The sequence below is a fragment of the Gemmatimonadota bacterium genome, assembly GCA_016719105.1.
In the GTDB taxonomy this organism is placed as follows: Bacteria; Gemmatimonadota; Gemmatimonadetes; order Gemmatimonadales; family Gemmatimonadaceae; genus SCN-70-22.
The window spans coordinates 192,896-219,780 of sequence record JADKAQ010000004.1 but is presented as its reverse complement, the minus strand read 5'-3'; the positions used below and the strand labels follow the sequence as shown (position 1 = coordinate 219,780).

17 protein-coding genes are annotated in these 26,885 nt (G+C 68.8%); 5 read left to right on the top strand and 12 right to left on the bottom strand.

Annotated features, from left to right (window positions below; genetic code table 11):
- The first annotated feature begins 113 nt into the window (after positions 1-113).
- From IPN47_08980 to IPN47_08970, 3 genes are all read left to right on the top strand, one after another.
- The gene (locus IPN47_08980) at positions 114-1,406 is read left to right on the top strand and encodes a hypothetical protein (protein ID MBK9408169.1); all 1,293 of its coding nucleotides are present in this window, start codon (positions 114-116) and stop codon (positions 1,404-1,406) included.
- Positions 1,403-3,886: a hypothetical protein gene (locus IPN47_08975; GenBank protein ID MBK9408168.1), complete on the top strand. Its 2,484-nt coding sequence runs from the start codon at positions 1,403-1,405 to the stop codon at positions 3,884-3,886. Before IPN47_08980 ends, IPN47_08975 begins: the two co-directional genes overlap by 4 nt.
- A gap of 145 nt (positions 3,887-4,031) precedes the next feature.
- A complete protein-coding gene (locus tag IPN47_08970) occupies positions 4,032-6,374 on the top strand; it encodes a carbohydrate binding family 9 domain-containing protein (GenBank protein ID MBK9408167.1) in 2,343 nt (780 codons plus the stop codon).
- Positions 6,375-6,491: 117 nt separating this feature from the next.
- On the opposite strand, the gene IPN47_08965 is transcribed toward IPN47_08970, so the two are convergent.
- From IPN47_08965 to IPN47_08915, 11 genes are all read right to left on the bottom strand, one after another.
- Positions 6,492-8,852, bottom strand: a complete 2,361-nt coding sequence (locus IPN47_08965; protein ID MBK9408166.1) for a serine hydrolase — start codon at positions 8,850-8,852, stop codon at positions 6,492-6,494.
- Positions 8,849-12,181 (bottom strand): PD40 domain-containing protein, encoded by a 3,333-nt coding sequence (locus IPN47_08960; protein ID MBK9408165.1) that lies wholly within the window; start codon positions 12,179-12,181, stop codon positions 8,849-8,851. The genes IPN47_08965 and IPN47_08960 overlap by 4 nt, the downstream gene beginning before the upstream one ends.
- Before the next feature lie 135 nt (positions 12,182-12,316).
- The gene (locus IPN47_08955; GenBank protein ID MBK9408164.1) at positions 12,317-13,597 is read right to left on the bottom strand and encodes a RagB/SusD family nutrient uptake outer membrane protein; all 1,281 of its coding nucleotides are present in this window, start codon (positions 13,595-13,597) and stop codon (positions 12,317-12,319) included.
- 34 nt (positions 13,598-13,631) lie between these two features.
- Positions 13,632-16,667 (bottom strand): SusC/RagA family TonB-linked outer membrane protein, encoded by a 3,036-nt coding sequence (locus IPN47_08950; GenBank protein MBK9408163.1) that lies wholly within the window; start codon positions 16,665-16,667, stop codon positions 13,632-13,634.
- A 217-nt stretch (positions 16,668-16,884) separates the two neighbouring features.
- On the bottom strand, positions 16,885-18,210 hold the full coding sequence (locus IPN47_08945; protein MBK9408162.1) for an amino acid permease: 1,326 nt from the start codon (positions 18,208-18,210) through the stop codon (positions 16,885-16,887).
- Positions 18,211-18,327: 117 nt separating this feature from the next.
- On the bottom strand, positions 18,328-18,903 hold the full coding sequence (locus IPN47_08940) for a nucleotidyltransferase family protein (GenBank protein ID MBK9408161.1): 576 nt from the start codon (positions 18,901-18,903) through the stop codon (positions 18,328-18,330).
- Positions 18,900-19,295, bottom strand: coding sequence for an iron-sulfur cluster assembly scaffold protein (locus IPN47_08935; GenBank protein ID MBK9408160.1), 396 nt, complete (start codon positions 19,293-19,295; stop codon positions 18,900-18,902). Before IPN47_08935 ends, IPN47_08940 begins: the two co-directional genes overlap by 4 nt.
- A 2-nt stretch (positions 19,296-19,297) precedes the next feature.
- Positions 19,298-20,338: a hypothetical protein gene (locus tag IPN47_08930; GenBank protein MBK9408159.1), complete on the bottom strand. Its 1,041-nt coding sequence runs from the start codon at positions 20,336-20,338 to the stop codon at positions 19,298-19,300.
- A complete protein-coding gene (locus tag IPN47_08925; GenBank protein ID MBK9408158.1) occupies positions 20,335-21,420 on the bottom strand; it encodes an XdhC family protein in 1,086 nt (361 codons plus the stop codon). The genes IPN47_08930 and IPN47_08925 overlap by 4 nt, the downstream gene beginning before the upstream one ends.
- Before the next feature lie 56 nt (positions 21,421-21,476).
- Positions 21,477-22,622, bottom strand: coding sequence for a VWA domain-containing protein (locus tag IPN47_08920; GenBank protein ID MBK9408157.1), 1,146 nt, complete (start codon positions 22,620-22,622; stop codon positions 21,477-21,479).
- 21 nt (positions 22,623-22,643) lie between these two features.
- The gene (locus IPN47_08915; protein ID MBK9408156.1) at positions 22,644-23,501 is read right to left on the bottom strand and encodes a MoxR family ATPase; all 858 of its coding nucleotides are present in this window, start codon (positions 23,499-23,501) and stop codon (positions 22,644-22,646) included.
- 283 nt (positions 23,502-23,784) lie between these two features.
- Here IPN47_08915 and IPN47_08910 point away from each other — a divergent pair, with 283 nt between their 5' ends.
- Positions 23,785-25,044 (top strand): porin, encoded by a 1,260-nt coding sequence (locus IPN47_08910; protein ID MBK9408155.1) that lies wholly within the window; start codon positions 23,785-23,787, stop codon positions 25,042-25,044.
- Between the two features lie 171 nt (positions 25,045-25,215).
- Complete coding sequence (locus tag IPN47_08905; protein ID MBK9408154.1) at positions 25,216-25,935, top strand: SRPBCC family protein; 720 nt, start codon at positions 25,216-25,218, stop codon at positions 25,933-25,935.
- A gap of 82 nt (positions 25,936-26,017) precedes the next feature.
- Here IPN47_08905 and IPN47_08900 read toward each other — a convergent pair whose 3' ends face one another.
- Positions 26,018-26,884: a xanthine dehydrogenase family protein subunit M gene (locus IPN47_08900; protein ID MBK9408153.1), complete on the bottom strand. Its 867-nt coding sequence runs from the start codon at positions 26,882-26,884 to the stop codon at positions 26,018-26,020.
- Position 26,885 lies beyond the last annotated feature (1 nt).

Here is a 26,885-nt window from a genome sequence, read left to right as displayed (position 1 = left end):
GGCGATCGAGGTGTGGGACCATCACCTCCCCGAGGAACGCGCCCTGGTCCGACAGCTCATCCCGCTGGCGAGGTCGTTAGGCATCCCCTGGGTGGTGACCAACGACGTGCACTATGCCCTCCCCACCGGGCGCATCGTGCACGACGTGCTCTCGGCGCTGCGGCACGAACGGACGCTGGACACGATGGGGAAGCGCCTGCGTCCCCAACGGGGAATGGTACCTCAAGGGACACGCGCAGCTGCAACACCGGTGGCGCGGCGACGACACCGGGCTTCGCGCCACGCTGGCCATCGCCGAGCGGTGTGCCTTCCGCCTGGAGGACCTGCGCCCGACGCTGCCGACCTTCCCCCTCCCTCCCGGCGTGAGCGCCGACGAGTACCTGGCGCGCCTGGTGGAACAGGGCGTGCGCGAGCGATGGGGCGACCGCTACTCCGACAAGCATCGCGCCCAGATCGCCCACGAGCTGGAGATGATCCGGAAGTTGGGGCTGGCGGGCTACTTCCTGATCGTCTGGGACATCGTCCGCTTCGCCAATCGTGAGGGGGTGCTGTGCCAGGGGCGCGGCTCGGCGGCCAACTCGGCCGTCTGCTACTGCCTCGGGATCACCGCCGTCGACCCGATCCGCCTCGAGCTCCTCTTCGAACGCTTCCTGAGCGAGGAACGGCAGGAAGCCCCCGACATCGACATCGACTTCGCCCACCGCGACCGGGAGAAGGTGCTGCAGTACGTGTACGAACGATACGGGCGCGAGCATGCGGCGATGGTCTGCGAGCAGATCACCTACCGCGGGCGCTCGGCGGTACGGGATGCTGCGCGCGTGTTGGGATTCTCGGTGCAGCAGTCCGACGTGCTGAGCGCGCTCAGCGACCGGTTCTCGGCCAAGGCGACGGCCGAAGCGCTGCGTGGGGGGGCGGCGCCGGCCGACATGCTGGCCCGCGAGTACGACCTCGACCCGCAGAGCGATCGCCCGGGGGTTCCTGACGACCCGCGCAAGAAGCGCGACGAATGGAGCGCGGAGCGCTTGCTCGCGGAGCGCGCGGCGGCCGAGCGCGCCCTGGCAGAACGCATGGGGCACGGGATGGTGCGGGGGACGGAAGCGACGACGCGGATGCGGGAGGCGAAGGCGGCGCATCGGGAGGGACTTGTCACGGGCGCGTCGGGGAGCGTTAGGCAGGTTGGGGATGGACGGGGACAGGACGGGAGGCGGGAGACGGGAGACGAAAATGCGGCGCTGCGCGCCGCGGCGGGGGGGCGGGAGGATGTGGTGGCGGCGGAGGAGGCGATAGACGCGACAACGCGCGGCAACGCGAAGCACGCGCGCGCGACGAACGCGAAGCGCAGCCGCGCGAAGCCGCACATCGTGCGGCGCGGGAAGCGGCGGCGCGCAGCGGACGGCCGGAGTTGAGCATACGGCGAAAGCATGCATGGGATGCGGGGAGCCGCACGCGCACCGACGGGGCGGACGGGGGCGAGGGGACTCAGGACGACGCCCGATCGGGTGACACCTCGTCCCCTGCATCGGACGGACGTCGCCTGTCGAAGGGATACGAACCGTTCGGCAACGCCAACGCCCAGGTCACGCAGCAACAGAACGTCCGCAACGAGGCGCTGGTGAGGCGACTGGAGGCAGAAAGCGCGTCGTTGCAATCCGTCGCGCACAATGCCTCCACCCTGCCGTCTCCCGTCTCCCGTCTCCCGTCTCAATTGGCGTCCACGATCCTGGCGCAGGCCGGCCTCGACCCCAACGACCGCCGAGTGCACGTCCTCCCCGACATCGTCGAGGGGCTGCACCAGGCGCCGCGGCACCGCTCGATCCACGTGGGCGGGTTCGTCCTCACCGCCGAGCCGCTGCGCACCGTCGTGCCGATCGAGCCGGCGTCGATGCCGAACCGCACGGTGATCCAGTGGGAGCGCGACGACCTCGATCCGGTGGGACTCGTCAAGATCGACTTGTTAGGCCTGGGGATGCTCACCGTCCTGCAGGACTGCCTCAAGTACATCCGCGCCTCGCGCGGGGTGACGCTCGACCTGGGGCAGCTCGACATGACCGACCAGGCGGTGTACGACGACCTGTGCGCCGCCGACACGATCGGTGTCTTCCAGGTGGAGAGCCGGGCGCAGATGAACACGCTCCCGCGCCTCAAGCCGCGCTGCTTCTACGACCTGGTCGTCGAAGTCGCGCTCATCCGGCCGGGGCCGATCCAGGGGGAGATGGTGCACCCGTACCTGCGGCGGCGCGCCGGCGAGGAGGAGGTGACGTACCCGCATCCGTCGGTCGAACCGATCCTCAAGCGGACGTTAGGCATCCCGCTCTTCCAGGAGCAGGGGATGCAGGTGGCGATCGCCGCGGCTGGGTTCACCCCGGGGGAGGCGGACATCCTGCGGCGGGCCATGGGGCACAAGCGCTCGCGCGAGCGCATGGCGGCGATCTGCGAGAAGCTGATCACCGGGATGGCGCGTAACGGGATCGCCGAGGACGTGGCACGGAGGATCTACAACCAGATCAACGCCTTCGCCGACTATGGCTTCCCCGAGTCGCACTCGGCGAGCTTCGCGCTGATCGTGTATGCGTCGGCATACCTGCGGCACTACTACGCGCCCGAGTTCACGGCGGCGATCCTCAACGCGCAGCCGATGGGGTTCTACTCGGTCGGAACGCTCATCGAGGATGCCCGGCGGCACGGGGTGGAGGTGCGACCGGTCGACCTGACGTGCTCGGCGTGGGACCACACGTTGGAGCTGGCGAATGGGGACGTGGTGGTGCCGCAGGGAGTCGAGGTGCGCGTGCGGCGGGGGAGTGGGGGTGAAGCTGGCGGTGGCGTTAGGCAGGATGCGGCAGGGGACGGGCGACGAGGGACGGGCGACCGGAGTGCGGCACAGGGCACCGCCGGGCGGGTGGAGAGCGATACGGGGAGGGCGCGGGGGGCGCGCGGGGGGGGCGAGGGAGGCGAGAGGGGCGCGAAAGGCGCGAGGGGCGAATCAGGCCACGCGGACGCAGTTGGACGAGGACGCGTGGCGGCGGAATCGTCGCGCGTGGGGCGTGGCGAGCGGGGGGCCCCCCCCAAACACCACGCTACCCCCACCCCCCCTCCCCCACCAAACCATTCCCTTCCCCACCGTACCTTTTCCTCTCCCACTCACACTCCCGCTCCCGCTCCCACCGTCCGGCTCGGACTCCGCCTCGTCCACGGCCTCGGCGCCGCCGCCCGTGAAAAACTCGAACGCGCCCTCCAGGACGGCCCCTTCCACGACATCCCCGACGTGGTCCAGCGCGCACGGCTCGACCAGCGCTCGCTGCGCGCACTCGCCGAAGCCGGCGCCTTCGACGCCATGGTCCCCGACGTCCCCGCCCGCGAACGCCGGCGCGTCGCCCTCTGGCGCGTCCTCGAAGCGCTGCGCGGCGACGCCGGCCCCCTCGCCCCGTCGCGCCCCCGCCCTGCACGCCCCCCGCTCCCCGCCATGTCGCGCCTCGAAACCACCGACGCCGACTACCGCCTCACCGGCCTCTCCCTCAATGGCCACCCCATGCGGCACCTGCGCGAGTTGCTGCGCCCCAACGGCGTCCGCACCTCCCGCGAGCTGCAACTCGACGGACGCGACGGCGAGCGCGTCGCCCACGCCGGACTCGTCATCTGCCGCCAACGCCCCGGCACCGCCAAGGGATTCGTCTTCCTCTCGCTGGAGGACGAAACGGGGATCCTCAACGTCGTCGTCACTCCCAAGCGCTTCGAACGGCAAGCCCTCATGATCTCCACCACCCCGCTCCTCCTCGTCCGAGGGACGCTGCAGGTGGAGAGCAACGTGGTGAACCTGCGCGCCGAGCAGTTCCGGGCCCTCCGTGCCGACGCCGGCGAAGCGTGGGCCCGCAGCCACGACTTCCACTGACACCGGCACCGGAACGCCACAGCACCACGCCGCGACGCGAGCGGCCGCCACCGCCACCCGCGAAGCGTGCGCAAGGGTGTAGCACTCGTGGCAGGGCGCGCGTAAAGTCCCAGCACACCGCGCACCGCCCTCGCCCCCGCCCCGAATGCCAGTGCACGTCCCGAACACCGCGCTGCTGCGCACGATCCTGCTCGCCGCACTCGCGGCCGCGCCGATCCCCGCCCTCGCACAACAGGCATCGACCGGCGCGGACTCGACGCGAGCGCCGGCATCACCGCGGCGAACCCGCGCCCGCCTCCGCCGCCATGCCCCCGACGGTCGCCGCGAACTCCTCGCCGTCCCTACCGGCGGCGCCATCCGGCTCGACGGCGTCCTCGATGAACCGGTCTGGCAGAAGACCGACCCCGCCGCCGACTTCGTCCAGAGCGAACCCCTCACGGGCCAGCCCGCGACCGAGGAGACCGACGTCTGGGTCGCCTTCGACGACGACAACCTCTACATCGCCGCCCGACTGCACGACTCCGCGCCCGACGCGCTCGTCGTCAACGACATCAAGAAGGACTTCAAGGAAGAGGACCAGGACGACTTCGAGGTCCTCCTCGACACCTTCGGCGACCGGCGCAACGGCTACGTCTTCAGCACCAACGTCGAAGGGGCGCGCCACGACCGGCAGGTCGCGCTCGAGGGACGCGAGGTGAACCAGAGCTGGGACGCCGTGTGGGACGTACGCACGCGCCGCGCCGCCGACGGCTGGACCGCCGAGATCCGCATCCCGTTCCGAGCCCTCCGCTTCGACAAGTCGGGGACCACCACCTGGGGGATCAACTTCTCGCGCCACATCCGGCGCAAGAACGAGGTCGACTTCTGGTCGCCGGTCCCGCGCGCCTTCAACCTCAATCGCATCTCGCTTGCCGGCAACCTCGCCGGACTCCAAACGGGGAAAGCTGGCCGCGACCTGCGCATCAAGCCCTACGTCGCCGCCAACACCATCCGCGACCTCGGCACCACGGCGCGCCCCAATCCGCGCTACAACAACGCGATGGATGTCGGCGCCGACCTCAAGGCCGCACTCACCCCGGGGCTCACGCTCGACGTCACGCTCAATCCCGACTTCGGGCAGGCCGAGGCCGACGAGCAGCAGGTCAACCTCACCCAGTTCTCGCAGTTCTTTCCCGAGAAGCGCGACTTCTTCCTCGAGAACTCCGGCGTCTTCTACGTGGGCGATGCCGCGCGCAACAACCGCGTGAACCCCACCCCCACGCCTGACGAGGACAACCTCCTCTTCTTCTCCCGCCGCATCGGACTCAGTCGCTCCGGCCTGCAGATCCCGATCGACGGCGGGATCCGCCTCACGGGCAAACTCACCGAGTCGTCACGCCTTGGGCTCCTCTCCATCTCCGAACGCGGCGACGAGGTCAATCCGCGCGCCAACTCCAGCGTCTTCCGCTTCCGACAGAACCTCGGCCGGTCGGGGAGCGACTTCGGCGTCTTCGCCATGCAGCGCCTCAATGTCAGCGGACCGGACACCGGCACGACGACGCGGCGCGGCGACTACTTCAATCGCGTCTACGGCATCGACAACAACATCCGCCTCTTCGGGAACCTCGACTGGAACTCCTACGTCGTGAAGACCGAGACGCCGGGGATCACCGCGGGCGATTACGCCTGGCGCACCACGCTCAACTGGGAAGGCAACTTCTTCCACGGGAAGGGGGGCGTCATGCAGCTCGGCCCCGGCTTCCAGAACGACCTGGGCTTCTATCGCCGCATCAACATGCGGAAGTACCTGCTCGACACCGGTCTCCGTCCGCGTTCCGCCTGGCTGCGGGCGCACGGCATCCGCGAGTTGCACCCGCACGTGGGGTGGGATTACCAGGAGGACCTGCAGGGTCGCATCGTGAGCAAGAAGCTGCACACCGGACAGTCCTGGTTCTTCAACAACGGGGCCGTCTTCGAGATCGCGGCCAACCCGTCCTTCAATCGCCTCGACGCGCCGTTCCGCCCCAACAGCAAGATGCGCGCACCGCTCGCCCCCGGTGGCTACTCCTGGAACGAGTGGTCGCTCTACGCCATCTCCGACCAGAGCCGCGCCATCTCGGCCAATGTGCGCTACCTCTTCGGTGGCCTGTACAACGGGACGCAGCAGACGGTCAACGGGTCGATGACCTTCCGCGCCAACTACAAGCTGCGCGCCACGCTCGGCGTGCAGCGCACGGCGGCCACGCTCACCGAGCCCAACCTCGCCTTCGTCAACAACCTCCTCACCGCGCGCGTGAACTACTCGTTCACCACCAACATGTTCATCGACGCGCTGTCGCAGTACGACGAGACGAGCAAGCAGTTCAATGCCAACGTGCGCTTCAACATCATCCACCACCCGCTGAGCGACCTGTTCATCGTGTACAACGACCAGCGCATCCTGACGCCCGACAGCCCCGTGCCGGGGCGCGCGCTGATCGTGAAGTTCACGCAGATGTTCGCCTTCTGACGTCCGGCCTCCGCCGCCAGCGCACGCACGCCTCAACGAACGCCGCACCACACGCCTCAACGCACGCGCGCCCCGCGGCACTGGTTGCCGCGGGGCGCGCGTCGGTTGCGGGGGTGCCTAACGGGCGAAGTCCTCGAACCGCTGGTTCCCGATCCGGTATAGGCGCCAGTCCTTGTAGTCGAAGTGCCACCACTCGGCTTCGTACACGCTGAACCCCTCGGCCTCCATCGCCGAGCGCAGGATCTCGCGCAAGGCGCGCTGCCGCGAGGTGCCGCCCGGATACTCCGGGTAGGAACGGTCCGACATCTCGTCGTAGCCGCCGGTCGTCACCACCGGCTCTCCGGTGCGCAGGTCGTACATCGTGAGGTCCACCGCACACCCGCGGTTGTGCCGCGACCCCTTGCTGGGATCAGCCACGAACTGGTGCTTGTCCACCGGCGTCCCGTCCCGGAACATCTTGGTCACGTACCACGGGCGATAGCCATCGTGGATCAGGAGCCCGTAGCCTAACGCCTTGAGCCGCCGGTGCGCCCGTACGAGCGCCTCGGCCGCCGGCCGCTGGAGAAAGGCGCGCGCCTGCGTGTAGACCGGTACGCTCAGGAAGTTGCGGTCGGTCGCGTAGCGGACGTCGAGGCGGATGGTCGAGTCCAGCAGCACCAGCTCGGCCAGGTCACTCGGCCGGAATTCCCCCGTCTCCACCGGCGGAGTGGCCGCCAGCGCCGCGGTCCGCAGCTCCTCGGCCGGCCTGACCGGGGTGATGCGGAAGACATCGCCGTCCTCGCCGACCCAGCTGCGACGCGGAAAGGCGACGCTCGCCGCCTCCACCTGCGAGGCGCGCCCCCTGGCGTCGCGCGTGAAGACGAGGCGTTCCCCCGCATACAGTCCGGAGTTGGGGAACGCGTAGACATCGTCCGAGATGCGCGTGAGCGGATACTCGAAGAACCACTCGATGAGCGCCGTGAGGCGCCCCCCCTTCTCCAGGATGTAGAGCACGTTGTGATCCCAGCCGTACTCGCCCACCAACCCGCGCCACGCCGCCGGTGGCGCCGGCGGGAGGCGACGTTCAGGCGCGCGCCGCACGTATGACACGCCGTCCACCACGAGGGCGCCGCCCCGGCGCCACACCCGGGTGCCGTACGACATGCCGTCGTCCGACAGGAGCGTATCGCCACGCCAACGGCGCAACCCCTGCTGGTGATCCAGCGCGGTCGACCGCAGGACAATGGTCGAGTCGCGCGCCACGACGTCGACGGTCACGTTGCCACGTACGTACGTCCCCGCCAGCGACGCGGCGAGCGCACGCGAAGGCAGTGCCGTGGTGTCGAGCGCCGGGAGCGGACGTCCCGCGCGTGCGGCCAGCATCAGGCGCAACGCTTCGTCGGCGATGCGGTCGGTGAGGGCGTTCATCCCATCCTTGGCCGCGCTCACCGCGACGCCGAGCTTCTCGTCAGGCAGCGCCGCCAGCTGTGTCGCAAAGCCGTAGATCGCGCCGCCGTGGCTTACCATGCGCCGGCCGTCGAGCGCCCCGACCTGGAAGCCGAGCCCCGCCCCGCCGCGCGCACCGCGCGGCGCGTACTGCGGTCGCCACATCGAGTCGAGCGTCGCGGCCTTCACGACCGCACCGCCTGGACCGCGCCCACCCGCAAACAGCACGCTCATGAACCGCGCCAGGTCAGGCATGGTGCTGTACATGCTCCCCGCCGGCGACATCCCGAGCTGGAAGTTCGGCGCGTCGAAGCTGCGGTCGTGCAGCGTCCACATCTCCCCATGCGCCAGGCGCCTGACGAGCGCCGGCTCCGGCTCGAAGGCGCTCGACGTCAACCCGAGGGGCTGCAGCACACTCCGCTTGAGGTACGCAGCGAAGGGCTCGCCGCTGCGACGCTCGAGCACATACCCCACCACGGCGATCCCCGCGTTGGAGTACTTCCGCTTCGTCTCCGGCGGATAGACGATCGACGTCGCGTTCAGCGAGGCCACCGTGGCCGCCAGCGTCGTCCCGCGGTCGTCGAAGTAGTGCCCGGCCGGTGGCTCGCGCACCAGCCCGGAGTAGTGCGACATCAACTGCCGCAGCGTGATCGCCTTGCCTGACGAGTTCTTTGGCGTGAAGTCCGGCACGTACCGGGACACCGGTGCATCGAGCTCAACCTCGCCACGCTCGACGAGCTGCATCACGCCGATGTCGGTGAACAGCTTCGACACCGAACCTACGCGATAGACCGTCGACGCATCGGCGGGACGATGGATCGCCCGATCTTCTTCGCCAAAGCCGGCACTCCACACCGTCCGTTGGTCGTCGACCAGCGCGATCGACAGTGCGGGAATCCGCTTGTCGCGCATCTCCCGTTCGATGAAGGTCGTGAGGGCGCGCGCCACGGGGGCGAACGCCGGCTCGGGACCGATCGCTGCGCGCTCCTGGGCATGTGCGGGAGTTCCCGCGAAACACCCGACGAGGATGAGGGTCCGCGTCGCGCGCTTCATGGACGCTTCACCCGGATCGGCGGCGGCGGCTCGACCATCGTCCGCACCGGCTGTGCTTGCAGCTGTCGGAGCGCCTCCTGCACGCCACGCTCGAGCTGTGGATCACGTCCGGCATTGACCTCCTTCGCCGTCATCTCCACCTCGACGTCGGGCGCGACGCCGACGTTCTCCACGTCCCACTCGCCGCGCGGGTTGATGAACCCACCGCGTGGATTCGTGATGATTCCACCGTCGACCAGCTGCTGCGTGTCCCAGGTTCCCACGAGCCCTCCCCAGGTGCGTGTCCCCACGAGCGGGCCAAGCTTGGCCTCGCGGAACATGAACGGCAGGAGGTCGCCCCCCGACCCCGCCATCTCGTTGATGACCAGCACCTTCGCCCCCCAGATCGCCGCCTGCGGCGTGCGGAAGAGCGCTCGGTCGCCCACGGGATTGTTGAAGTAGCCGAACAGCTGGCGCCGCAACACATCGATGACGTAGTCGGCCGCGGATCCGCCGCCGTTCCAACGCTCATCGATCACGACACCCTCGCGATCCTGCTGGGCGAAGAAGTAGCGGTTGAAGTAGGTGTAGCCGCCATTCCCCGTGTTGGGGAGCCAGACGTAGGCTAGGCGTCCGTTCGACAGCCGATCCACCATGCGACGATTGTCCTCGACCCAGGCGCGCGAACGCAACGCGTCCTCGCTCGCCACGGGGACGACCGTGACCTGCCGCGCCCCGACCAACGTCGGCTGCTGGTTCACCGTCAGCACGACCTGCTTCCCCGCGGTCCCCTCGAACCAGGCCGCTGCCTCGCGCGTCGGGCGCACGTCGACGCCGTTCACCGCCAGCAGGTAGTCCCCCTCGCGCACGTCCACGCCCGGGGCGCTCAGCGGCGCGCGAAGCTCCGGGTTCCAGTTCTCCCCCGAGAGGATGCGGCTCACCCGGAACCGCCCCTCCTGCACCGTGAGGTCGGCGCCTAACAAACCAATCGACGGTCGGTCGAACTCCGGTAGCTCGCCGCCAAAGACGAACGAGTGCCCAACCGACGTCTCGCCACCAAGGATGTCGAGCAGGTAGGTCAGGTCGGCGCGATGGCCGACGTGCTCCACCCACGGGGAGTACTTCCGCCAGACCTCGTTCCAGTCGGCGCCATGGATGTTGGAGACGTAGAAGAAGTCGCGCTGCAGCCGCCACGCCTCTCGGAAGATCTGCCGCCACTCGGCGCGCGGGTCGAGTCGCATGTTCAGCGTTACCGCCAGTCGCGGCGCGGTCGGTGGCACGGGCTTGTCGGCATCGACCAGCCGCCAGTCGGTCCCCTGCCGATAGAGCAGTTTCTTCCCATCGGCCGAGATGGCGTAGCTGCTCACCCCGGCGACCAGCGCCTGTGCCTTGCGCGTGGCGAGGTCGTGGCGCGACAACGAAAAGGTGGTCGGCTCGGCGTTGAGCGTGCCGGGCGATGGCGACGCCTGTGATGATTCGACGAAGAAGATCGCCCCTTCCGGGCCCGGGATCAGGTCGGCGTAGTTGCGGGCCGGCACGTCGACGGCGAGGACACGTTGCGACAGCCCGTCGAAGTCGATGGCGACGGTGGGCGGCGCAGGCGCCGCTCCAGCGGCCGGCGGCGCCGCAGGCTTTGCCGAGTCGGCCGACGCCTTCTCGTCATCGCTCTGCGGAAGGAAGGGCGACGGCTCGCCCTTCCTGAGGACCGCCAGGTACAACGAACGGGTGACCGGATGATCGTACGGCGCCATCTCCAGCCAGCTCGTGTTCAGCCCGAGGTCCGTCGAGGCCAGCCAGTAGAGGTACTTCCCGTTGCGGTCCCACGCGGGGGCCAGCGCGTCCGACAGGCCGTCGGTGATGCGTGTTGAGCGCTTCGCGCTGACGTCGTAGACAAAGATGGCGTGCAGCTGCGACGGGAGACGCTTGGCGTAGGCGATCCATCGGCTGTCCGGTGACCATGCCGCATCCAGCGTTCGCGTCGGCACCATCCACTGGTCGGTGTCCACCAGTGTCGGTGTCCCCGTCGCGACGTCCACCATCCACAGGTTGAGCCCGACGTCGGTGAAGGCGATACGCTTGGAGTCCGGCGACCACCGCGGGTTGAAGTACATCGACGGCTTGCCGAGGGCGATCTCTTTCCGCTCCCCAAGGCCGGTCTGCGGCGCAACGACCAGTTTGTACTCCCCGCTCGCATCGGAGAACCACGCGACCGACTTCCCGTCCGGCGACCACGCCGGTTGGCGGTCCCCCGCCCCCGGCGTGTTCGACAGGTTGCGCACGTCACCCTTGTCGGCCGGCACGGTCCACACTTCACCGCGCGCTTCGAAGAGCGCGCGCGTTCCGGTCGGGCTCAGTGTGGCACCGCTGATGTTCGCCGCGACGTTCTTCCACTGCTCGCGCGACCACGGCAGGTCGCCGCTCACCGTGATGGCGAGGGGCGAGTCGCGGTTCGTGGCGGGGTCGAACACGTGGACGTACCCACCGACTTCATAGGTGAGGACTCCCCCTCCCGCGCTCAGTTGCTTGGCGTCGAAATCCCGGTGGCGCGTGAGCTGCGCGACCTGGCGCGAGGCGGGATCGTAGCGATACAGGTTGACCGCGAAGTCGCGATCGGACAGGAAATACACCTGGTTGCCTAACCAGACCGGGTCGGTATCGTGGCTCCCAGCCCACGGCACCTTCTCCTCTTCCGAGCTGGCCAGGTCGATCAGTCGGATCGGCTGCGCCTGTCCCCCTCGATAGTTGCGCCACTCCACGTCCCACGGTGCCACGAGCTGGTACGCGACGCGTCGTGCATCGGCAGAGAACGCCCCCTTGTTGGCGCGCGGGATACGCAGCGCCTCCGGTGTCCCGCCGGCAGCCGGCACGGTCCAAAAGCGCGGATGCGGCACCGGCGCCGTCCCACGCTCCGACGCGAACAGGATGCGCGTGCCGTCCGGCGTCCACCCCTGCACGACGTCGTTGTGCGGGTGCCACGTCAGCCGGCGCGGTTCCCCGCCCTCGGTCGAGACGACGTACACGTCGGGATTGCCGCCGTACTCCCCGGTGAAGGCGATCCACCGGCCGTCCGGCGAGAAGCGTGGGTTCGACTCGACCCCCGGGTGACTCGTCAGGCGGCGCGCCGCCCCACCGGTGCGCGGCGCGATCCAGAGATCGCTCGCGTACGACACGACCACGTGGGTCGCGCTCGCGTTAGGCTGTCGCAGGAGTCGCGTCCCCTGTGCGGCCGCATCGGATCCCGACACGGCCAGCAGTCCGGCGACGAGCAGGGTCACTCGACGACTGGAACCGGGTCGCGTGATGCACCAGGGCCCATGGCCCGAGGATGGTCTGTCGCAGTGCGTTCGCATGAAACCTCGTGTCCTCTTCAGGTGTGGCTCACCGCAGGCGCCGCCGGCGCATCCGCTGCGGGTCAATCGCTCGTAACCAGAAGGGCCCGCACCCGCGCACGGCGGATGCGAGCCCCTCGTCCAGCGGCCGGCGTACTAGCCGCCGATGCTCGGGTTGTTCAACCGCTCCACGTCGGGAAGCGGGAGGCACTTGTTCGCGCCATATGTACCACCGCCGTTCGGGAACGCGGCCCCGACCGCCGGCTTGAGCGGCACATTGAAACGGATCGTGTCATACAACCGGTGCCCCTCGACGAACAGCTCGCGACGCCGCTCCTCCTGCACCTGCGCCTGGATTGCCGTTTCCACTGTGCTGGCGAATGGCGCGAGATTCACACCGGCCCGGGCGCGAAGCGCATTGATCAGCCCGACCGCCGTCTGGCCACCAGCGGCTTCGGCCTGGATCAGCCGCGCCTCGCGCCACGTGGCGATCGGCAGCACGTCGGTGAGCGCCTTGTACTTCTGCTGCGTCCAGAGGCGTACCGTGGGCATCGATCCACCACGCCCGGCGTCCACCACCGGGACACGGGGATCCGGGACGCCGTTCACCGTGAGGCCGCGGAACGTCGAATCGACCGTGATGGTCCCGTTCGTATTGTTGAAACGGAACAGCCGGTTCTCGGCCCGCCCTGCCGCTGCCGTCGTCTTCGCCGTGAACACGAAGCCATCAGGGACCTGACCCGCATCGGCCGCCGCCTCGGCTTTCTTGCCGAGGTTGATGCGCGCGCGCGCACGACCCACGAGCGCCATGGTCTTGATGTCGGACGGCACCCCTGGCGTGTCGATCGCCCGTGTGAAGCGCTGTTCGGCGAGGGCGAAGACTGCCGCCGGCTGCAACTCCGGTCCGAGATCGAACGCCGCGGAGCAGAACATCTCTCCCATCATGATGTACGAGTAGCCGGCGTATGCCGCGGCCCGGGCGATCAGCGTCGTGCGTCCCGTCACCTCGGCGTCCGTCCACTTCTCCAGCAGCTTGATGGCCTGGTCGGCCTGGAAGCGCGCGGTGGAGATCGGCGTATAGACCCCGAATCCGTTGCACGCGCCAGTCGAATAGAGTGCCGAGGACGGAATGTTGGTGCGTCGGTCAATGTCCCACGTGGCGGCGTTCGCTTGCGAGTCGGAGAACTCGTCGGCGACCGTCCCGCCCGTGAGGATGAAGTTTCCGAATGCGCACTCGAAGTCCGCCACGGCGCCGGCCACGATCACCGGGGCGTTGGAGGGGACAAGGAGCGTCGATTCGAGGATACGGCTCGGGGCGTCGGCCTCGAGCAAGGTGCTGCACGCGGTGAGGACTCCGCTACCGAGCGAGGCGGCCAGCACGGCCATCCCGGTTCGGGCGATCCGCCGCGCGCTCGACATGGAGCGATGGTTCGTCATGCGTATTCTCCTGGCATGTTCGGGCGGAAGGGGATCAGAAGCTGAGCGAGAGCGAGAACATCACCTGGGCCAGCGGCGGCACCTGGGCCTGCTCGGTGCGCGCGAACTGCTCGAGGGAGAAGAAGTTCTCCGGGTCGGTGCCGCCGTACGACGTCCAGAGCGCGAGGTTGCGCCCGGACAGCGTGAGCGAACCGCTCCGTGCCCCCACCAACTGCGCCCAGCGTGGCGCCATTTGATACGCCACCGACACCTCGCGCAAGCGCGTGAAGCTCGCGTCCTGGTAAACCCAATGCCGCAGGATGTTCGACGACTGGATCTGCGCCACGTAGACCGGGTCGTACTTCTCCGGTTCGAGGTTGGCGAGGCACTGCGCAAACACCTGGCAACGCGCGCGGTCGTTGTTGTTCAGGATGCGGTTGCCACCCTTGAAGTCGAACTGCGCGTACAGGCGCCACGAGCGGTAGAGCGTGACCGTCGAGTTGAACGACCCTTCGAGGCTCGGGTCAGGACGCCCGATGAAGACGCGCGGCGCATTGGGCTGGCCGAGCGACGTGAGGCAGGCCACCGTGCCACCCTTGCCGTCATCGCAGATCATGTTGATGGCGCGCTTGGTCGTCGCATCGAAGTCGGCCTTCACGACCTTGAGGTCGTAATACGACGCCACCGGCTTCCCGACGATGTGACGCTGCGCCCCGACCTGGATGTACTTGTTACCATTCTGGTCCACCGCCAGCGGCAAGTCGCCGAGGTCGGTCACCTGGTTGTCGTTCTTCGAGATGTTGAAGCCGAAGTCGACGTTGAGATTGTTGCTGGAGTAGGCATTCAAGCGCGTCGCCAGCTCGACCCCCTGGCTCTGGATCCCGCCGATGTTGATGAAGCGCGATCCCGAGAAGCCCGACGACGGCGCCACATCCTGCGACAGGATGCCGTCGCTGGTGTTGCGACGATAGAACGTGAGGTCGGCGCTCAGGCGCTCGTTGAGAAACGCGCCGTCGAAGCCGAACTCGATCTCGGCCCCGCGCTCCGGCTTGAGGTTGGCGTTACCAAGCGACTGCGGCGTGACCGCAGACGCGCCATCACCACCCGTCGTGGCCGAGTAGGTGCGCAGCGCGGAGTTCACTGCCGGTTGCTGCCCGGTCTGCCCATAGGCCGCGCGCAGCTTGAGCTGGTTGATCCACCCGAGCTTGAACCACGGCTCTTCGTTGATCACCCACGTTCCGGCAACTTTCGGGTAGGTCGTCCACGAGAAGTCCTCGCCGAACGCCGAGTTGTTGTCAACGCGAATCGCCGCCGTGAAGTACAGGCGGTCGTTCAGGTTGAACTGCTCCTGGCCGTAGAAGCCGAGCGTCGAGTTCTCGAAGAAGTCCTCGCCGCCAAACGTCGTCGCGGCAGCGTCGACCAGCGTCAGTCCGCCGGCCGGGAATCCCTCGCCGCGCGCGGCCAGCGCGTACGTCTGCCGCTTGAAGTACTGCGCGCCGAACGACGTCGACGTCTGGAAGCCGAACAGCATCTTCTTGGCCGTCGCGGCGTAGTCGACCGACGTCACCGCCAGCTCCCGGCGGCGCGTGAGCTTCGTGCCGTTCTGGTCCGTGGGGTTGCCGAAGAACTGGCGGAAGAACGGTCCCATCCGCTGCGTCTGGTTGACGTTGTTCTCCCCCGTGAAGTCGTTGCCGACGATGAGGCGCTGGCTGAGCCAGGTGCCCACCCGGTGGTTGAACGCAAGAGATCCCGTGGTGCGCTTCACGTCCTGATACTGCTTGAACGCACCCCAGAACGCTTCGGGCGGTGCCGAGTAGTAGCCGCGACGCAGCTTCTCGGCGTCGGTCACCGGCGTCTGGCCGAAGTACAGCGAGAACCAGGCACCGCCGCCGGCCTCCTGCGGAACGTTGATGCGTCCCTGAGAGGTATTGAACGAAGCCTGAATGTCGAGCGACTTGTACGGCGAGATCGAGACATTTCCCGCACCGCTCCACCGCCACAGGTGGTTGGTCGGCTCGATCCCCTTATCGTTGTCGTACGTGCCGTTGAAGTTGTAGCGAGCCATATCGGACCCGCCGTTGATCCCCATGTTGTAGCTCTGGGAGAGGCCATTGTTGAACAGGTCGCGCCCCTCCGCACGCTCCACCGCTACGGGATTCCACGCCGAGATCGAGCCGTCGGCAAGGCGGCGGTACGTCCTGCCAATGCGCCCCTCGGCTCCCTGGAACCAGTTGTTCCCCAAGCGCGTGTTGAGCGTGGTCACGGCGCGTCCGGCCTTGCCGCGCTTCGTCGTGATCTGGATGACGCCGTTGTTGGCCTCGGTGCCATACAGCGTGGCCGCCGACGGCCCCTTGATGACCTCGATGCTCTCGATGTTCTCGGGATCGAGGTCGTTCATGCGCGAGATGACGCCTGACGAGAAGAACTGCGACTGCGGCCCCTGCGACACGTCGTTGGGCACGCGAATGCCATCGATGTAGATGAGCGGCTGGTCGGAGAGCGACAGCGACGCGGCACCGCGCACGCGGATACGCGGACCGGAGCCGACCGCCCCCGACCCACCCATCAGCACCACCCCCGGCGCGCGGCCGTTGATGAGGCTGGAGACATCGGCCGCTGGGGCGATGCTCTGCACCGCTGCGGCGTCCACCTTCGTCACGGAGTTGCCGATCGATCGCTTCTCGACCGGCTCGGCCGTCCCGGTGATCACCAACTCGCTGAGCGTCGCCACCTGCTCCGTAAGCGTGATCCGGATGTCGGTTCGCCCGACGCGCACGACTTGGGAGGATGGACGGTAGCCGATGCGCCGCACCTGCAACGTGACCTGCGCACCGGTGACCCCCGCGATGCGGAAGCCGCCGCTGGCGTCGGTGAGGGCGCCCAGTGTCCCGCCTTCAACGGACACTTGCGCCCCATCCACGCCGCGAAGCGTGCGGGCGTCCACCACCGATCCGGCGACGACACCCGTCGCCTGCGCCCGTGCCGCGATCGGCGTGATGCCAATCGCCAGCGCGAGCGCGAGGGCCCACCGACGTCGTGTGCTTACGCCGGGGGCAGGCCCGGCTCGTCCCGTCAGACAGTTCCTCGTCATGAAGCGCCTCCAGATGCACTCGGGGGGAAAGATCCGCGCGGATGTGCCGCCCGCGCGGCGTGCTGCGAGGTACGCGAAAGTGTATACAAATACACGCGACGAAACGTTGACGCCGTGTCGCCGCGCTGTCAACGCCTGCGTGCAGTACCATGGCCCGCCAGCGCACGTCCCGCAAACCGGGCATTGCTTCACCCGTTACGCGACCGCCGGCGCGCCGCTAGCCGCGCGCGCCCGCCTCCTCACCTCCGCGCTGGCGCGAACGCCAGAACGCGAACGCCGGAACGCCCAGCAGGACCATCCCAATACCGATCGCCGACTGCATGGGTTGCTCGACAATGGTGTTGAGTACGATCGCCGCGGCCGCCAGGACGAAGATGAGCGGGGTGAACGGATAGCCGGGCACGCGGAAGGGGCGCGGCGCGTCGGGGCGCTTGATGCGCAAGGCGATGACCGCCGCGGCCCCGAGGGCATAGAAGATCCACCCCACGAACACCACGTACGTCAGCAGCTGCTGGAACGTCCCGGTCAAGGCGAGTACCGCCGCCCACGCGCAGTTCGCCGAGATCGCCAGCGCGGGGGTCCCGAAGCGCGGGTGGACTTCGGCCAGTCGCCGAAAGAACAGCCCGTCCTGCGCCATCGAGAAGTAGACGCGGGGAGCCGTAATCACCGTCGCGTGCGCCGCGCTGTACATCGAGATGATGATGGCGATCGCGATGACGCTCCCCGCCGCCGGTCCAAGGACCTGCGAGATCGCTTCGCTGGCCACACGATCCGACGCGGCGACTCGATCGGGGCCGAGCGCCGCGAGATAGGCGAAGTTCGCCAGCAGGTAGATCGCGATGAGCGTCAGCGTCCCGGCCACGATGGCGCGCGGAAGGCTGCGCTGCGGGTTGACCGACTCGCTCGCGACGAACGTGACATACTGCCATCCCTCGTAGGCCCAGAGCACCGAGATGATCGACAGCCCGACGGACGAGATGTTGGGGGTCGAGGGCGACGCCGGTAGCGAACCGCCCGATCCCAGCGTGAACAGGATGAGGCTCATCACCAGGATCGCCACCACCTTGATCCCGGTCGCCACGTTCTGGACCGAGGCGCTCTCGCGCGTCCCACGCACGTTGATCACCGCCATCAGCAGGATCAGCCCGATCGCGATGGCCTTCTTGGCCACGAGCGACAGCTCCGCGAACTGCCCCATGTAGTTGGCCGCGGCGACCGCGAGCGTTGCCACCGTGCCGCTCCCGATCACGAAGAAGAGCGTCCATCCATACAGGAAGGCGGGGAGCGCGCCGAATCCATCGCGAATGTAGGCGTACAGCCCCCCCGACCCCTGCTCCATCGCCCCCAGCTCGCCGTACGACAGGGCGCCAAGGAGCGAGAGGACGCCGCCGACCAGCCAGACCGCGCTGGCCACCGCGACCGAGCCTCCGCTCTGCTGCAGCACCGACGATGGAACGAGGAAGATCCCGCTTCCGATGACGTTTCCGATCACCAGGAGCGTGAGGTCAGTCGTGCCTAACGTTCGCTTGAGGGCGACGGCCATGAGTCGGGACGAGTGAGGGGAGGGGGAGAGACGCGGTAGCTTACGGGCGCGCCTGCCAGCGGGTAAGGTCTTCCTGCCCGACCGCGTTCGGCCCCGCGGCCAGCCGCACCCTCGGTGTCAGCCGCCCAGCGCCCGCAGGTCGTCCGGTGTGTCGACGTCGCGCGGTGCGTCCGCCTCGAGCGTGATCCGCACCACGCGGTCGCCCATGGCGTGCAACAGGTCGCGCGCCCCGGCGTCTCCCTCCAGGGACCGGAGCCGCCGGGCCATCGTCGAATCGAAGAGGACCGGATTCCCCCGGCCATCGCGGTACACCGGAACGACGGCCGCTGCGTTCGAGTCGCGCCAGGTGTCGATCAGGGCGCGCACGACCGTCACGTCGATGAGCGGCTGGTCTCCCAGCGCCACCAGGAAGGCGTCGCACTCCTCCGGGATCGCCTCGACGCCAAGTCGAAGGGAACTGCTCATCCCCTCCTCGGGGCGAGGGTTCTCGATGATCATCGCGTCGCTCCCTTCCAGCGCCGCGCTCACGGCCTCGATCGACTGGCCGGCGACGACGATCACCGGCGAGAGCCCCGCCAGCGACAACCGGTCGACCACGTGCCGCACGAGCGGAATGCCAAACAGCTCGGCGACCACCTTGTCCCCCCCGAAACGATCGCCGCGCCCGGCGGCCAGCACCAGCGCCGCGATCATGCCACCTCCGGCCGGGCCGACGCCCGGCGATGGAGGTTGACCGCCGCATGCATGACCGTCAGCGGCAATCGCACGCAGTTCATCCGCATCTGCGGGATGCGGGCGTCGAGCGAGCGCAGCACGTCGTCCACCAGCAGCGTTTCCACCTCATCCAGCGGGGCGTTGCGTACCAGGTCGGTCAGCATCGAGGCCGACGCCACACAGATGGCGCAGGCGTTCGCGGTGAAGCGCGCGTCGCGCACGATGTCGCCATCCAGCAGCAACTCGATGCGCACGCGATCGCCGCACAACGGATTCGTCCCTTCCTGCGAGATGGTGGGCGAGGCGAGCGTCCCCTGGTTATGGGGATTGCGAAAATGGGCGATGAGGACCGGACCATACGGTGTACTCATCGTCACTCCACGGCGCCGCGCTCGCGGGCCTGACGGTAGGGCGGAAAACGGAAGGCCATGTCTCGCGTAAGAAAGCCGCCATGGCCGAGCGCCGCCAGATCGTGCACGCCAAGCCGCTCCCCCGTGAGCAATCGCGGCAGGATGAGGTCGAAGACCGTGGCCTGGGAGAAGAGCCCGCAGGCCGGCATCCCCACGATCGGCGCCTCGCCCGCGCGCGCCAACCAGACGAGGGAGCCGGGGTGGGCGGGCACCCCTTGCCGCTCCAGATGCGCCCCGACGCGACGCAGCGCGTCGAACGCCGGGTCGAGCGGATCCATCGGACGCGATCCGGCGACGGCCACGACCCGCGCCCCGGCCGCGAGCAGCTGTTCGATCCCACTCGCGATCGCATCCGCCTCAGGGGGGACGAAGGCGGGGGGGAGGAGCGTCGAGCCGAACCACTCCACCTTCTCGCCGAGCGCCTCCTCGAAGCGCGCCATGGCGCGAGAACCTAACGATTCCTGCACGACCGCACCCACGCGCATCGCATGAAACGGGCGCACCGTGGCGACGCCACCGGCGTCGCGCGCTTCCCGCTCACCGCGGGCGAGCGTCGCCTCCTCGATCGCGAACGGGATGATCTTCGCCCGTGCCACGACCTCCCCGCGATCGACGACCTGACCGTCGAACAGGGTGTAGACGCAGAGTCCGTCCACCAGGTTCACGGCGTCCAGTGCGTCCCGGCGCACCTCGAGGATTCCGCGATGCGTGGACTCGAGGGGCCACGCCCCGGCCGCGAGCGCCCCGACCCGGACGCCGGCGCCGGCCGAGGCGGCGGCGAGCCGCTCGCCGGCGTGTCGTTCGTGAACGTCGTCTGCGCCCAGGGCGAGGAGGTGCAGTTCGTCCCACGCAAGCGCCGGCAGGAGGGCCACGGCCCCCGCGTCGAGACGCGTCCCCTTGGCGAGCGCTATGCGTCCCGCGGCGTCGCGCACGTCGTGCGCGAGCACCTGTCCGGCCGTCGGCGCGTCGCCGTCGCGCGCCCGCGCGTGCCGTATCGCCTTCACGCCGCGCCGTCGCTCGCGGCGCGCCGACGGTCGCGCATCGCCCCTCCCGCGCGCCCGCGTTCCACCGCGAGCGCCTCCGACAGCACGCTCAAGGCGATCTCGGATGCGCTCCGCGCGCCGATATCCAGCCCGACAGGAATGCGCACGCGCTCGAGTTGCGCCGACGGCACCCCTTCGTCGGCCAGGAACTCGAGCATCGCCTTGCCGCGGCGCGCACTCCCGAGGCACCCCACGTAGACAGCCTCGGACGCGAGGACGGCCCGCAGCACCGGCAAGTCGTATTTGTAGTCGTGCGACAGCAGCACGACGAGCGAGTGCGCGCCAAGCGGCAGGCGCTCGGCGATCTCGGAGGGCATCCCGACGATGAGTTCGTCGGCCGTCGGGAATCGTTCGCGGGTGGCAAAGCGCTCGCGCCCGTCGACGACGACCGTGCGCAGCCCGAGCACGCGCGCCATCTCGACCAACGGCATCGCCACGTGCGTCGCGCCGAAGACGACCAGCGTACTGGGTGGGGCGTGCACCTCGAAGTAGAGGCGTGTCGCTCCCGACGCCTGCTCGAGAGTGCTGGTCCCTGAGCGTCCACGCTCAAAATACGCCGTGCAGGCGGCCATGGCGGCTGCGTCGAGGGCGGGCTCACCCAGGGTCCCGGCCCGTTGCCCCCGCTCGAAGACGACGAGGCGCTCGGCGCGTCCGTCGAGCGGCGCGACGATCACGACACGGCGACCGGCGGTCATCTCCTCTTGCGCCAGGCGCAGCGCCCGCGCGATCGGGTCGGCGGGGGCCGCGGCATTCACCGGCTCGATGAGGACCTCGATCGATCCCCCGCAGGTCATCCCCAGCGCCCAGGCATCCTCGTCGCCTAACGACATCTCCAGCACCATCGCCCGGCCCTCGGCCAGGACACGCGCCGACTCCTCGATCACGCGGGCGTCGACACAGCCGCCGATCGTGACGGCCCCCACGATGGCCCCGGAGGCATCGACCCACATCTTGGCGCCGGCCTCCTTGGGCGACGTGCCCTCGGTGGCGATCAAGGTGGCGACCGCCGCCGGGCCGCTGGGGAGCGAAAACGCATCAGTCATCGTCGGAAGATGGCGGAGGAGGAACCGGCGGGCGAGTGGGGGCGGCGGACGAACGCTCAGACGGCGAGATGCCGCACCAGCTTCTGCAGCGCATCCATGTTGTGCCCGGGAGCGAGCACGTCGATGTATGGAAGCGCCGCCTGCATGCCACGCGTATCGGGCCTGTAGTCGGCCGCACCCATCAGTGGATTGAGCCAGATCACGCGCCCCGCGCGACGATGCAAGACACGCAGCGACTCGGCGAGGACCGCCGGGTCACCCACGTCCCACCCGTCGCTCATGACGAGCACGATCGTGCGACGATCGACCAGCTTGGGATGACGGTCGAGGAAGGTGCGCAGCGACGCGCCGATGCGCGTGCCACCAGAGAAATCCTGCACCTCACGCCCCAGGTCGCGCAGACTCTCGCGATAGTGCACCCCGCGCAGGAGTGGCGTGAGCCGGCTCAGCCGCGTCGCGAAGGCGAACGTCTCGACGCGCGCAAAGGTGTTCTGCAGCGCGTGCAGGAACTGCAGCAGGAAGCGCGCGTACAGCTCCATCGATCCCGACACGTCGCATAACGCCACGAGCGTCGTGCGCCGGATCTTCGGGGAGCGACGCTCCAGTCGGATCGCATCGCCCCCCGTGCGGAGCGACGAACGCACCGTACGCCGAAGGTCGAGTCGGCGCCCGCGACGCGCGGCCTTCCAGCGGCGTGACCGACGCAGCGTCAACCGACGCGCGATGCGACGGGCGAGCGCGGCAAAGGCCGCGTCGTCCTCGGCCGCGTACTGCGCGAAGTCGCGCGCCCCCAGCGACTCGTTGTCGCTGGCGGCCCGCACGGTGATGGGATCACTGCCCTCCGCCTCCGATGGCTTCATCCAGTTCTGTAGGGAGACCGCTGGCTGGCGCGGCGGGGCCGGGGTGGGCGGCTTGATCATCTCCCGGCGAGGACCGGGGAGCGGGATGGGCGACGGAATCCCCCAGGCCACGGACCACACCTCGGCGAATGCGGCGTCGAAGGCGTCGAAGTCGTCGCGCCGACTCACGAGGACCGAACGCAACGCGAGTCGCACGTCCTCACGGTCGAAGAGGTCGACGACCGCCAGCGAGCGCGTCGCATCGATCGACTCAGCGGGCGTCGCGGCGACTCCGCGCTCGCGCAACAGGCGACAGAGCGTGACGACCGTGGCCAGCAGGTCGGCCGGAGGCGGCGGGGCCACCCGCTCCGTCATACGCTCTCCCTAACCGGCGAAGGAAGCGAGCGCCGCGAGACGACCCGCGTCGAGTTCGTGCTCGAGCAGCCGGAAGTCTCCGTCATCCTTGAGAAAGCAGCCCATCGTCTCGCGAACCACCGTCTCGTCGAGGTGATCGGCGTGCAGGGCCACGAGCGCCGCTGCCCAATCCAGCGATTCGGCCACGCCGGGGTGCTTGGACAGTCGCATGCGCCGCAGCGACTGCAGCACCCCCGTGATTTCGCGGGCGAGCTGTTCGCTGAGTCCGGGAACCTTGGTCCGGACGATGCGCAGTTCCTTCTCGAACGACGGATAGTCGATCCACAGGTACAGGCAGCGCCGGCGCAGCGCTTCGGAGAGCTCGCGGGTGCGATTGGAGGTGAGCACCACCACCGGGCGCGTCTCGGCGCGAATCGTCCCCATCTCGGGGATCGTGACCTGGAAGTCGGAGAGGATCTCCAGGAGGAAGGCCTCGAACTCCTCGTCGCTTCGGTCCACCTCGTCAATGAGGAGGACGGGGGGCGTGCCGTGGTGCGTGATGGCGGCCAGCAGCGGGCGCTTGAGGAGGAAGGCATCGCTGAAGAGCGTCGCTTCCTTCTCCGCGAGCGATCCTGGTGCCGTCTCGCCGAGCTTGATGTGCAACAGTTGCCGCGGGTAGTTCCACTCGTACAGCGCGGTGGACGCATCCAGCCCCTCGTAGCATTGCAGCCGGATCAGCTCCGTGCCCAGCACCTGCGCCAGCACCTTGGCGATCTCGGTCTTGCCGACCCCCGGGTGCCCTTCGACGAGCAAGGGCTTTCCCAACGCGGAGGCGAGGAAGACCGACGTGGCGACCTGCCGGTCGGTGATGTACGCCTCGCGCTCCATCACGTCCTGGACCCTGCGAATCTCTTCTTTCACCGCGTCGATTCCTCGGAAGGTGCCGTGGCGTCCCGACGTCGCGCCGGGAGTTGCCGTCCCCCCAATGGTATTGCGCCCCTCACGCGCCGTGCGCCCGTCATCATCGTGTAACGAGTCCGTCACGGTCGCCGTTACGCGTTGGTCGCACGCCCTTTTGTAACAGATTTCCCCTCGAATTGTAACGGGAGATCTCCCTCCCGAGGGGGGTGCGCCGCCGGCCCACCCCATTCGTCTCGAAAGCCCAAGGCACATGCCTTCTCTTCTGCGGAACGCCCGCTGGCTCGCCGCGATCCTGGTAGTTCCCATCGTCGCCGTCGCCCAGGCGCCGCGCGACTCGGTCGCGCCGGCCTCTGTTGAACGCCCCACCGCTGCGCCGAGCGCCAAGCCTGCCGCCCAGCCGGCTCCCGCTCGTCCTTGGTACGACCGCATCTCGCTCCGCGGGTATGCGCAGCTGCGCTACAACCGCCTGCTCGAGACGAACCCCAGTCTCAACTGCTCGCAGTGTGACCGCTCGATCGGGAACAACGGTGGGATCTTCCTGCGGCGCGGCCGTCTCGTAATCAGTGGCGACGTGCATCCGCGCGTCTCGATCTACATCCAGCCCGACTACGGAACCGACGCCGCAGGCTCGCTGCACTACCTGCAGCTGCGCGACGCGTACTTCGACCTCTCGCTCGACACCAAGAAGGAGCACCGGCTGCGCATCGGGCAGAGCAAGGTCCCCTTCGGCTTCGAGAACCTGCAGTCGTCGCAGAACCGTCTCCCGCTCGACCGGAACGACGCCCTCAACAGCGCGATACCTAACGAGCGCGACATGGGCGTCTTCTACTACTGGGCGTCGACCAAGGCCCGCCAGCGCTTCAAGATTCTCGTCGACAGCGGGTTCAAGGGGACCGGCGACTACGGCGTCTTCGGCCTGGGCGTCATGAACGGCCAGACGGCCAACCGTCCCGAAGCGAACAACTCGCTGCACACGGTCATGCGCCTGAGCTATCCGTGGCGCCTGGCGAACGGCCAGTTCGTCGAAGCCGGGATCAGCGGCTACAACGGCCGCTTCGTCCTCCCGGCCAAGTCGGCCAACGTGCGTTCGCTCCCCGAGTACCAGGACGACCGCGTCGCGCTCTCCTTCACCTGGTATGCGCAACCGTTCGGCGTGGTGGCAGAGTACAACTGGGGGAAGGGACCGGAGTTCGTGTCGGGCACGCGCTCCATCGACGACCGCTCGCTTCAGGGTGGCTTCGTGCAGACGATGTACCGGTGGCGCACGCACGGGCAGGTGATCCAGCCCTTCGCCCGCTTGCACAGCTACCACGGCGGCAAGAAGGTCGAGCAGGATGCGCGGCACTATGAGGTGCACGAGGCCGAGGCCGGTGTCGAGTGGCTCCCGTTCAGCAACTTCGAGTTGACCGCACAGTACACGTCGTCGGACCGCGTCTTCGAAGACGCCGCCACGATCGGCAATCACCAGAAGGGGCGCTTCCTGCGGTTGCAGGCGCAGATCAACTACTAGGCCTTCGGCGGGAGCCGGGAGATCGTCGGCGCGGGATGCGAGGCTTGGGGGGGGCGGGTATGTTCCTAACCGCGCGTTGTACTCGACCGGCGCATGCTGGACGGATTGACTGTTTCGCGCGCCGCGCCTTGGCGTGCACGCCCGTCTCCCGTCTCTCGTCTCCCGCCTCTCATGTCGCTTACCCTCAACGAAACCTTCCGCGTTGCCGCGCCGCCTGACCGGGTGTGGCAGTTTCTCAAGAACCCGGCCGAGGTCGTCACCTGCCTCCCCGGCGCCGAGCTCACGGGGACAATCGACGCGCAGACGTACGCAGGGCGGGTGAAGGTGAAGGTCGGGCCGATCACCGCCGCGTACGCTGGCAAGGCCAGCCTCGCCAAGGTCGACGACGCCGAGCGGCGTATGCAGATCGTCGCCGAGGGGAAGGAGAGCGGTGGCCCGGGCTCGGCCCGCATGACGATGACGGGCCACGTCACGGCGCAGGCGGACGGTACGAGCGAAGTCAGCGTCGACGCGGCGATCGAGATCGCCGGGCGCGTGATGCAGTTCGGGCGCGGCCTTATCGAGTCGGTCAACAAGCAGCTGTTCAAGCAGTTCGCCGAGTCGGTCCGCGCCAAGCTCGAGGCGGCGCATGCGAGCGAGGTCGCCGAGGCCGCCCCTGCCGTCGTCGACGTTGCGTCGCCAGCCGCTCACGACGCGTTAGGCGCTCCACCGGAGACGCCGCCCGCTGCGAGCACCGCGGGCACCGCGGGCACCGAGAGCCCGGTCGCCGCGCGCGTGCCGACGCCATCGACGGCACCAGCGGTCGCGCACGGTGAGGAGCTGCGAGCGCTCCCCCTGTTGTGGAAGGTTTTCGTCTCCTGGCTCTCCGGACTGTTCGGGAAACGGTCGTAGGGGCGGGCACGACGCCACAACGACACGGCCCCCGGCGACACCGCGTGCGGTATCGCCGGGGGCCGAGTGCTACCGGAGGGCATTACGCCGTCGCGGCCGCCAGCGCCCGGGTGAGGGCGCGCCGGGTGAAGACCGTGGCGAGGTTGGCCTTGTACGCCGCGCTCCCCCTGGAATCATCGACGAAGACGAGACCATCGGCGGCATGCGCGGCGGCCGCCGCGACGGTCGCGGCCGTTGCCGGCTTCCCGGCGAGCGCCGCTTCCACCGCCGTCAGGCGCATGGCCTTGGGGCCCAACCCGGTCATGCCAATGCGGGCGGCGGCGAAGTTCCCGCCGCTCACCTGCACCTGCGCCGCAATCCCGACGATCGCGTAGCCGGACGCCGGATCGGGGTGCTTCTCGTACGCCCCGCCGCTCCCCGCCCCCTGCGCCGGCACCCGCACCTCCGTGAGGAGTTCGTCCGGGCGCAGGGCCGAGGTGAAGACGTCGGTGAAGAAGTCGTCAGCCGCAATCTGCCGCGCGCCGGCGGCGCCAGTCGCGACCAGGGTCGCGCCTAACGCCAGCATGGCGGCCGGCAGGTCGGCCGCGGGATCGGCGTGGGCCAGCGACCCACCGATCGTCCCCATGTTGCGGATGAGCGGATCGCCGATGTGCGAGGCGACTTCGGACAGGAGCGGCGCCTTGGCCTTGATCACCGCCGACGACACGACGTCGGCGTGACGGGCGGTCGCCCCGACATGCACGGCGTTCCCGCCGTCGGTGATGGCCGACAGCGCCGGGATGCGCGCGATGTCGATGAGGTGCGCCGGTGCCGCGAAGCGCAGCTTCATCACGGGGATCAGGGAGTGCCCCCCGGCCAGGATCTTGGCGTCGTCACCGTATTGGGCGAGCATGGCGAGCGCGTCCTGCACGCTCGACGCCGTGTGGTACTCGAAGGATGCTGGATACATG